The organism is Pseudomonas veronii (assembly GCF_002028325.1).
GTDB classification, from domain to species: Bacteria; Pseudomonadota; Gammaproteobacteria; order Pseudomonadales; family Pseudomonadaceae; genus Aquipseudomonas; species Aquipseudomonas veronii.
This window is the reverse complement of sequence record NZ_CP018420.1, coordinates 5908980-5919070: the sequence shown is the minus strand read 5'-3', so window position 1 is coordinate 5919070 and position 10091 is coordinate 5908980. Positions and strand designations below refer to the sequence as shown.

Sequence of the window (10091 nt, the reverse complement as noted above, 5' to 3'; positions counted from 1 at the left end):
GGCTAATCCTCCTGCGCTTGGTCCAGCAGACGGTACAGCTCGTCCAGATCGCTAAACAGCTGCTGGCCCCCTCCATCGATGCCATCGGTTTTTAGGCGATTCAAAATGCTACGATCGACGCTTTCATTACCGCCTTCAAGTAATACTTGAGCTGCTTTCAGTAAACTTTCATCGAGCCGGCCTTCGATCACGGCTTCGACTAAAAATCTAGCTGCCCTAGTTAACTTTTGAGCAAAGTCGACTGCCTTTCCCGCTGATGAAAACTGATCATCTGCAATGTGCGCAATCGAATCCCAGCCCCTTATTTTTAAAGGTACCGGAATTCTAATCCGCGACACGTCACCTGGATGTATTCCAGCGGAAACGCCTCTCACGACTGACTGCCACTGTATATACCCAGCATCAGAAGTCAAATAAGAGTGCACATACGACGCTGGCAGCGAACCCTCTTTAACCCTTACAACTAACACCTTCGAGGAGGGAAGGTTTTCGTCGTCGGCATGATAAATAGACACGTCTCTGCCAATATATTTCTTGTCATGAGCTCCACAGGTAAGCAGTATGTCAAATTTCTTTAGGTACTTACCTTTTGATGGCCTTTCAACCTTGTTGAACGGGCCTTTTAAAAAAAGACCGGTACAGCTCCTAGAGGTTGCCTGCGCAACAGCCTCAGAGCTATTTTCGGACTCTTCTCGAGTATTGCCAGTAAAAATTTCAGAGGATATTTCACCCAGGGTGACAAATTCATTTTCACGAAAATACTGGTCAATTTCAGGAGGGTAGGACTCAGGAGTTAAGACATCGAATGCAGTTTTAAAACTCATCCGAAAGAACTGTGATTTATATTTTTTGTAATCTGATAGCGCAGCATACTGCTCTGAATAGATTGCATTTTGACCAGCGATAATCCTTCTAGCCCAAGCTTTAAGCCTCTCGGCTTGATGGATTTTTTCGCCAATGTAATTTTGAGCGCCATTATGAAGCTTGAGTAGTGGAAGGCGCTTAAAATTATAAAGATAAATATGTTGCTGAACTGCTCCCCCGGCTTCTCGGCTCATAAATGCTTGGCCGTACTTCGTGGTAAGCCAAGCTGCAACGAAGTGCGAATTGTAATTGGTGCCTGCTAGGCTGAACTTGATGGTGTCTTGATTTGAGTTAGCGACAGGTATCGAATCAGGAAGTACAGCTAGTCGCCCAACCGTGCCTGAGGTTGAAACAATTATGTCCCCTGCTTTAAGTGCTGACTTCGATAAAATGGAATGGGTTTTTGGGGTGACGTAGGAGAGTGAGGCCTCATCAATTAATGGGCTCTCAATTGCCTCCGCCTTTATAAAAGGAACCCCTGTTTCCGCACCGTCCCAAACAATATCATTACAAAGTGCGTAGGCGCCAAATTGCCAAGGCTCACAAACTGAACCAATCGCCTCCAGCTCAAATCCAGCGTTCTCGATTAGTTCTCTCGCTGAATAGAACTCCTTCGAATAAAAACCAGTATCCAGTCTTTCAGGCGAAAAGTCTGCTACGGGAACTCGGACGATAGACTCCATCACTCACCCCGCTTATAGGCGCCAACGATTTTATCGAGGTCGTTGGGCACTCCCGCTGAGTAATCCTCGATATTGTTTTTCACCACATAACCCAGCGTTTCGGCTACAGCCATAAACACGTCGCCTTGCGGTTCCGGCAGGAATTGCTCGGTGTGCTCCTTGCTGGCGTTACGCTTTTGCAAGTAAACCACAGAAGTTTTGGCACCAGTTCCGGACAGTTTGAAGGTGTCGGATGGCAGCGACAAAACGGCTTTGACGATCGCCTTACCACCGACAAACTGGCCAGTTATCTCATCCTTCCTACCCATTATGTATTCACGCACATATCGGTCACCGGAGTTACACAACACGCCGTCGGGTAACACGATCATCAGACGACCACCAGGACGTAGCAATTGAAGGCAGCGGTCGATGAATAACACCGCAGGGTCGATGTTAGCCCCAACCGGTTTCCAGTTGCCTTTGCCATCCGGCTTGCTACCCAATGCCAGGCCGCTAGTAGAGGGAAATAATTTGTACTGTGCCTTTTTACTGGTGGAAATATTACGCAAATCGGTACGATAGCCCGGCCACTTTGGCATGCCGTCTTCATTCAGGTACAAGTCACCGGTGTCCTCCCACTTCATCTTGAGATGGTCATAGTAGGCAACGTATTCATCCACATCTTTTTCAGTGGGCCGGAAACCACCGAGCACCTGTTCCATTTGGGCTTCGTAGCGCTCTTTGGATTCCTTGCCCTTTTTATCGCTCGTGAACTTGGGCGTTCCAAAAGGCGGGTTGGTGCAGATGAGATCAAAGCAGTTGGGTTTGAATGCGTTAGTGGTGAGCGAGTTGTCGGTGTAAAAAATCTTGGCTTTTGGCGCACCTTGCAGCGCCATGTTTACGCGTGCCAGCATCACCATGCGCGGCGCAGCATCCGCACCAGTAAATGCAGTGTCGCGTAGAGTTTGCTTGAGCTTCTCTTTTTGCACGTCGCTCATACCACCTAAGTGATCGACCACGCTTTCGATATGACTAAGCGCCACCGAGCCAAACCCGAAGGAGCCGCATGTGGGGTCACAGAAGCGAAAAGCGCCCGAGACAAGGCGCTCCATGATGGCGTTGTCTTGCTGGATATCGTGCATGGCGATTTCCAACATTGCCTGCTTCACCGGATTGGGCGTGAGGTAAACGCCCAGACCACCCTTAGATTCGAAGTTAGCGCGCAGGAATACGTCGAACACGCGGCCCAGCAAATCGCCTGCCACATCAGCCAAGGTGCCCTCTTCTTTGCCCGCGATCGCGCGGCCTTGGTTGTCGGTTACCGGTCCCAAGTTTTGCATAGCTTCCAGGAGGGTATGGTAGTTTTCCGGCCGGCTCAGGCGCAGATGCGAGTCGCTAGGGAAGATGGCGTTACGACTTCCGTCGTCACTGACAACCACATAGTCTTCGTGGGCTTTGAACACTTCGAACGCGGCCTTGATCTGTTCCACCGCCTTTGCGCCATGCTTGGCCACATACTCGTAATCGAAAACCTCGCGGAAGCCCTGGGTTCTTCCCTCATGGTCCGTAAAGTTGAGCTCTTCGCCATGGTGTACGCGGAAGGTCTCGAGAAAGAGCAGCTTTGCTACTTCTTCGATGATGTCGTTCTTGTCGTTGACTCGGTCTTTTACGGTCTGAAACACTTGTTCGTGGAAGGCATCAAATCTATGCATCAGTCTGGTGTAGATGCGCATCGACCAGCGGAAGGTCGGGTCTTTTTCCAGCTTCTCGTAATTGCGTATCAGCTCGATGGACGGCACCTCATCCACCGAGTGCGTACCGTCGCTACCATCAACACCAAACAAGCTGTAGCAACGGGTATTCTTGTTGTCTTGCATATGAGCAAATACTGGCCAGTCGCCGTTCACGCTGGACAGCAATTCATAGGCGAGTTGGTCAAGCTTGTCTTCTCGCGAGTATTCCCAATGACCAGGTTCCAGCGCGACCAGCAGCACTGATGGCGTCTGATTTCCTTGGTCCTCGCCCCAGATTAGCCCGGCTTTTACGAAATCGTGCTCAGACGCCAGCGGCGTATGCTCGGTGTACTCAAGGTACTGCGTGCGGATTTCTTGGTAGCGTTGGTCCAGCGTTTGTACGTTTGCCATGGTTATCCTGTGTTCCGTTTCAAGCCAGCTTCAGCAGCGGGCCTTTAAATTCGAGTCGTGCATCTTGCATTGCAGCCGTACGCAGCATGGGTTCGGTGACCACCGTCCCAGAAGCCAACTTGCCCATCAATTGCGTCAGCGGCATCGGGCGCCCGGCTTTTTCCAGTAAGGCCACCAGTTCATCCGCCAGGCTATCAACCTGCCTGCTTGATATGGCCCGCAGCTCATAGGCACGTTCACCGGTTGGTAAATCACAGCGACGCACGCCAGGCAAACAAGCCAACCAGAGGCGAACTTGTTCCTCGCGCCAATCCAATTGTTGCCATAGTGAGGCGTGTTCAGCGACTAGTTGTTCGAGCGTGGACGGCCCACTTTCCAGCGTGTGCTGCACGGCGTCGATAAGATTGAGCGGACTCATCTGGCCAGCTCCCCCTCTGAACCAGTATTACGGTTCCCGCATTGCTGGGATTTGATCCAAGCCTCCAGCTCACTTCGCTTAAAGCGCCAAGAGTTGCCCACCTTGAAAGCCGGTAATCCCGAACTGGCAGCGAGCCGATAAATAGTCCGCTCGTTCACCTTCAGGTACTCAGCCACTTCCTTGATGGTCATAACTTCATCATTCATAGCAATTTTCCATGCTTGGAAATTCAGCCGAATACAGAGAGTGTCAAAAGAGTACAAAGAAATACAGCTATTTTTGAGACTTTCACGCTGATGATTGCGTGCAGTTGTACACCGTCGTATTCGGGATCTTTAAGCTCTGTGTAAGAAGAGCGGGGCGCTGGACCGCCCATTTTTTAGGAGCGGAAGCCGTTTTTTCATAGGTAAGCGTCCGGCCAACACACCTTTCTGATCTCAATGTTTGGGGTGGGCGGCCCCCATGCGTGCAGCAAGTTTTTCACTCAACCAATAAGCGCAAGTCCTTCACTACCTCGCGGCTCGAGGTGAAAGTCAAATTGAGGCTTGGAGCCGGGTACCCGGCGGCGAACACAACAAGAGAAGCAGCGCCGATGATCGACGCACTTCATATATGGATGATTGCTCAACGGCGAGTTGTGCCTGAGGGGATTGGTTGTAGCCTTGGAACCCTCGGTACCGCTGCAGACGATGAATAGTGCTTGCGCTACTAGACGACGGCGCTTTCCCCTCAAGTGCACCATCGCGTCTACGCCATCGTGCACTTGGCCCGCGAAACCAGCATGCGTCTGCGCGAAGCGATCCTGGCTGAACTGCCTCGATTGCATCGCGAATCTAAAAATTTTGGTCGCATCGACATCCAGGACGGCACCAAAGGCGGCCGTTCGGGGGCGGACTTCGGCGCCGAGATGGGTTGCGGCTAATGAACAAGCGAAAGCGGCATTGCTGTTGGCTCAAGGCTCATCACCTGCCAGCAGCCATAACTTCATACATTTCCACTCGACTACCATCTTATTAATTTGTAAGTGTCTTGAAAAAAGATAAAGTTTTGGTTCGGTTTTTACAAAAAAAATCACTGGTCAGTCACGACAATCAATAACCACAAATAAGTATAAAAAAAGCGCCTAAAGCCCATGTTGAAAATTGGCTAGCAATAACCTATATTAGGGCATATTTCCCTGTAACGCATGGAAGATGAATATACCCCCATGCACAAAAAAACTAAAGGAAGTGCAGCTTGGAAAGCATAGAAATAATTCACTTCAATTCTGAAGAAGCGAAAAGCAGAATAGAAAATCTTTACAAAAAGTCTCAACTAGTTCCGTTGCTAGGAGCGGGATTCACTTTGGGCTGCCACTCTTATAAGACAACGGTTCCAGACGCAAAAGCGCTAGTCGAAAAATTAAAAACCATAGTGCTCACCTCCGAAAATGACATCTCCCAAGAAGACCTGGCAGAAATTGGAGATTTAAAAACAATATTTTCTATAATAGATGACGAAACTATCGTCCCAAAAAATAAAATTCTGAAATACTTTGAATCTGCATTTACAAAAGTAAAAATAGACGAATCTAAAAGAAAATTCCTAAACCTTGCATGGCCGAATATTTTCACGTTCAATATTGATGATGCGATCGAAAGAGTTATCGACGAAGGCTACTCGAAAGTACTGCCTAACAAAAAAATAAATATTGACCATTTAAATTCGAAAAAATGTTTTTTTAAGATACACGGTGATATTCATGAATATTTAAACTATCAAGAAAAAAATCTTATATTTACATGGCAAGAATATGCAAAAAGCATTGATAGCAATAAAGGGATGCTCTCTTACTTCTCCAATATAGCAGTAAACGGATCAGTTATTTTTATAGGCTGCAGCTTAGATGCGGAAGTGGACTTGCTACATCTTTCAACTGCTCACACATTTAAGAAATCAATTTTCGTAAAAAAGGGAAAGCCAAACTTAAAGGAAAAACTCAAGCTAAAGGAATACGGAATTAAAACCGTACTCTATTTTGACAGTTATGACGAAATATACAGTTTTTTCTATGAGACCCTAAGCTCCATAGCTATAGATAGTAAGTTTCAGGACGTAAAATTCTTAAATAACCTAACTAAAAACAAAGAAGAAGTTGTAAAGTTCATAGCCAATGGTGGTCCGGTTGTAGCGAAGCACAACAATTCCAACGAAATAAACTTACCGGATGTCATGGTAAACCGAACACTTCTTTCACAACAAAGAGACTCTATAGCTAAAAAACCATTCACGTTGATAACAGGCAGGCGATTTTCCGGAAAGACAACATTCCTTGCTAAAATAATAAGAGAGCTGAGCGAGCTAGATGTATATTTTCTATCATCACTGGACGAGTTTTCTAGTGAAATCATAAGTCTGGCTGAGACCAAAGAGCACACTATTTTTATATTGGACAATAACTCATTCACGGAAAGAAACATACAGGAAATATTAAAGTCAGCCAATATAAAAAGCACCAATAGATTTATATTCTGCACAAGCAGAAATGACTCCGAAAAAATAAATGAGATCCTCTCCTCAAAGAGAGCTAACTTTAACTACTTTGAGATAAGCAACAAGCTTGATAGGGCGGAGTCGGAAAATCTCAATGAGCGCCTAAATAATTTGGGTCTTCCTAGGTATAACTATGAGAATGGCAGAACTGAAAACCTTTTAGATTTCTCATACAGAATACACCATGAGTACAAAAGCCAGTTGGGAAGTTCGAACATATTTGATAAGCCTATTGCGGATGAAGTATTTGCTATTCTTTTGCTTTTGATTCTTTTTGACAAAGCTAGGTCAGATCAAATCTTATCCATCAATGGGAATTTCGACGTAGAAAAATTTATTCAACATCACAGCCCTATATTCGAGCGGGAAGATATACCAGCAAGTATCGGCTACCAGATAGTATGCAATACAAAAACCTGGATCATTAATACTTTAAAGAGATTCGCCAAAGATGTTGTTAAGACATCCGACCTTACAGCAAAACTTGCTAGCGAATTACTTGCCAGTACTCATAGAGAAGCAGCTTATTCAATAATAAAATTTGACAATTTAAATGAGATTTTCTCCACGGATAAATACGGCGCAGCGGGAATAATTAGACAGGTATATTCAAAATTGTCTAACGACTTCAAGGCGACATCTCACTATTGGTTGCAGATGGCCAAATGCGAACTAATGGCGGGGAAAACTGAAGAAGACATTGATAATGGAATCTACAGCGCAAAAAAAATCCGTGTAGATCTAAAGAAAAGTGACGATCGTCTAAACATAAAAACTTATTACAGTGCAACATTGGTGATGGTCCAGCTGCTCTGTCGAAAATATTCCTTCCAGAAAAACGACGAAATACTACTAGAAATAATAGACAGCTTCATAGAGTCGCTAGATGACTATGAAAATAACTTCTTTTATTTGGAAAAAATAAAAACCTCATTTCATAAGCCTCGAAAACCTGAGACCCGAATAGCTTTCGAGAGCATCTTGAGCGCCAACACAGTGAGTTTTCTTTTGAAAAAAGATTCTATAGATAAAATTAGAAACTTCATGACGCCTGACTTTAAAAAATAACGGCTCATGCAGCCGTGCCCTCAGATTTTAGAAGTTAAAAATCTGAGGGTCTCCCCGGTCTTCAATCAACTTATGTTTTATACTTTGTAATAAGATTATAAGATCTTGCAAAAAAATCGACATTGCTCAGCTAACCAATTAAGCGTTTTACTTGAACTTCATCGAGGCATCGGATGCTGAGATCTAACCACGTGTATGCTCGGTTCCACCGTTGGTCGAGTCTGTACCGTGACGGCCCCTGGCTTGCGTAATTCGCGAGAAATCAGCTGTAGGAGTAAACATGCCTGCTTCATCGTGTTCACGCCCTTTGCACCGCGCCAAACTGGGTTGACGCAATTCACCGTAATTCTGTGTTCCAACGTTCTAGCATGCTTCCAAAGCTGACGGACAAGATACCCATCCTCACCCGCATCCAGTCAAGCCGACATTTGGAGCGAGATGCCCAAAGCAACATCAAACTGATGTGACCGACGGTCGGTGCCAGACTTCAAGACCATCGCCCATTCCGGAAAAGACAACAGCAAGGCCATCCGAGGCATCTGTCGCCAGGTCGTAGTGCTGTGTCAGCAGCGGGGACTGTTTGGAGAGAATCCGGCCACCCATCCATGGCAGTCAATTCGAAGCCCTCAACAGCCGCGACTGCAGTTTCACCAGCGCAAAACTGAAGCGCGAATGGACGAAATTGAATCGAGTAAGTGCCGAGATTTTGGATGGAGTGATAGTGTTAAAGCCCGTCCACCACACGAGCCGGTCAAATCAGGTGCCCGCGAGTAAGGCAAGTGAGAGTGACCACTTACATCGACTTGACCGATATCAATTCCACGAATCTGAATTTTTTTCTGGCCATCTTAGTAGCTTCTTGCTCCGCAACTAGGGAACTCAGCGTATCGGCCTCATGTACCATCTCGTGCATCTTGCCTTCAAATTCATTTCCCACCCGCAGCGTAACTCTCAGTCTGGGAGTGAAGCCTTTGGAAACTTTCTGTTTCTTCGCGGCTTTTACCGGTTGCACGATTACGACATCCGGAACGGTGTATTGTGTGTATGGATTAGTTGCCGGGGCAGGGGATTCAGACCCACCGAATAGTGCACGACGCATCTCTTCTTCCGTCAATTCTGTGTTCATACCATTTCTCAGAAGGGCATTATTTATAACCTGTCCTATTCTATCAGCATGGCCGAAATCTGTAGCAAGAGTCGCGGGGTCAGACCTGATTCGGTAGACGGCCACAAGATACCGGCAAGCTTCAGCGGCTGGCCGGCAGCTTTCATTCGGATGCAGAGCTTATTCATACTGCATGCTTGTGTTGTCTCGGCTTCACATTTACGCTTTGCTTCGTCGCGGTCAATCCCGCGACCGGGCGTCAGAACCTGAATCAAAACCAAGGCGCGGTTTCTTCCATTCCGCACAGTCAGCACTTCGAGTGCTAGCTGCTGCTTTTCTATGGCGAACCGTGCGGGGCAGGCTTCGGCCTGGCCGGTTCCTTGGTTTCCGGTTTCTGACCCCCGTACGGTTTGCCACCCTATGCCGAGTCAGAACGGTGGATGGCATTCCTTAATCAAACCAAGGAGATAAGGAAAATGGCATGCCCCCCTTTTAAGCTCGTGCGCCACCCTGGCGATTTGGTTCAAGCTGCAAACTATCTCGGAGGACATCCGTGATGTTTGATCTCTCGCTACTAATCAGCCTCCCCAAACCCAACACCATCGACACTGCATCGCTTACCCCTGAAGATGCTGCGATTAAACTACGGCAGGCTGCGACTCTTCGGCTTAATGGAGCACAAAGCATTCTGCTGCATTTTCCGCAGGACGTTGAGCTGGCTGTTGAGCTGCTGGATGATGCGGCAGTGTTGTTCGACAAGGCGTTCCGGTGCTTGACCGGCATCCCTGCTCAACGCGTTCATCAACAGATCAATGAGTACTTCTCTGTCCCATCCGTAGAAGGCTGTCCCGCGATCCAAACCCCGTGGGGTGATGAGTTCGCTCCGGCGATTAAGGACGGCGTTCGTTGTGCAGAGACTTGGCTCGAAGGCTCATCATTACCTTTATGGTGGGCACTGGCGCAGAACAGAAAACGTCATCGCCCGGGGGATCCCCAAGAAGCGTTTGAGGCCGGTTTTCTACTACGTTTGCAGCAGACGCTGATCAACCTTCGTAAAGCCGCTGCATCCCGACCAACAAGTTTCGATGCTTGAGGCTGTAATTGACGTTTGATACTTTGCTTTTCCCGCCAAACCCTCCGATCCAGCGATCTTTGATCGCGCCGATCGGAGGGTTCACCCGCTTTTTTTCGAAGCACCTCGTACCATCATCCCATTCCCAATTTAATTCGCACCACGCCGTCGCTCACCCGTCAGTAATTGCTCGTGCTCGTGCTCGACTGCAGTGCAGTTCTAG

7 protein-coding genes and 2 pseudogenes are annotated in these 10091 nt (G+C 47.3%); 4 read left to right on the top strand and 5 right to left on the bottom strand.

Going from position 1 to position 10091, the window contains the following annotated elements; genetic code table 11:
- Positions 1-2: 2 nt before the first annotated feature.
- From PverR02_RS27135 to mads1, 4 genes are read right to left on the bottom strand one after another with little or no spacing between them, the layout of a single operon-like run.
- A complete protein-coding gene (locus PverR02_RS27135; RefSeq protein ID WP_079444723.1) occupies positions 3-1547 on the bottom strand; it encodes a restriction endonuclease subunit S domain-containing protein in 1545 nt (514 codons plus the stop codon).
- A complete protein-coding gene (locus PverR02_RS27130) occupies positions 1547-3673 on the bottom strand; it encodes an HsdM family class I SAM-dependent methyltransferase (RefSeq protein WP_079444722.1) in 2127 nt (708 codons plus the stop codon). The genes PverR02_RS27135 and PverR02_RS27130 overlap by 1 nt, the downstream gene beginning before the upstream one ends.
- A 19-nt stretch (positions 3674-3692) precedes the next feature.
- Positions 3693-4091: a hypothetical protein gene (locus PverR02_RS27125; RefSeq protein WP_079444721.1), complete on the bottom strand. Its 399-nt coding sequence runs from the start codon at positions 4089-4091 to the stop codon at positions 3693-3695.
- Positions 4088-4297, bottom strand: a complete 210-nt coding sequence (gene mads1 / locus PverR02_RS27120) for a methylation-associated defense system helix-turn-helix domain-containing protein MAD1 (RefSeq protein WP_079444720.1) — start codon at positions 4295-4297, stop codon at positions 4088-4090. Before mads1 ends, PverR02_RS27125 begins: the two co-directional genes overlap by 4 nt.
- Positions 4298-4809: 512 nt before the next feature.
- Here mads1 and PverR02_RS27115 point away from each other — a divergent pair.
- From PverR02_RS27115 to PverR02_RS32820, 3 genes and pseudogenes are all read left to right on the top strand, one after another.
- Positions 4810-5080, top strand: a pseudogene (locus PverR02_RS27115) (integrase domain-containing protein); the annotation flags it as partial.
- Between the two features lie 247 nt (positions 5081-5327).
- The gene (gene avs5, locus PverR02_RS27110; RefSeq protein WP_079444719.1) at positions 5328-7691 is read left to right on the top strand and encodes an AVAST type 5 anti-phage protein Avs5; all 2364 of its coding nucleotides are present in this window, start codon (positions 5328-5330) and stop codon (positions 7689-7691) included.
- A 401-nt stretch (positions 7692-8092) separates the two neighbouring features.
- A pseudogene (locus PverR02_RS32820) lies at positions 8093-8393 on the top strand (IS5/IS1182 family transposase); the annotation flags it as partial.
- A 91-nt stretch (positions 8394-8484) separates the two neighbouring features.
- Here the strand turns inward: PverR02_RS32820 and PverR02_RS27105 are convergent.
- Positions 8485-8817: a hypothetical protein gene (locus tag PverR02_RS27105; RefSeq protein WP_079444718.1), complete on the bottom strand. Its 333-nt coding sequence runs from the start codon at positions 8815-8817 to the stop codon at positions 8485-8487.
- 535 nt (positions 8818-9352) lie between these two features.
- Here PverR02_RS27105 and PverR02_RS27100 point away from each other — a divergent pair.
- Complete coding sequence (locus PverR02_RS27100; RefSeq protein ID WP_079444717.1) at positions 9353-9889, top strand: LasR-specific antiactivator QslA; 537 nt, start codon at positions 9353-9355, stop codon at positions 9887-9889.
- Positions 9890-10091: the final 202 nt, after the last annotated feature.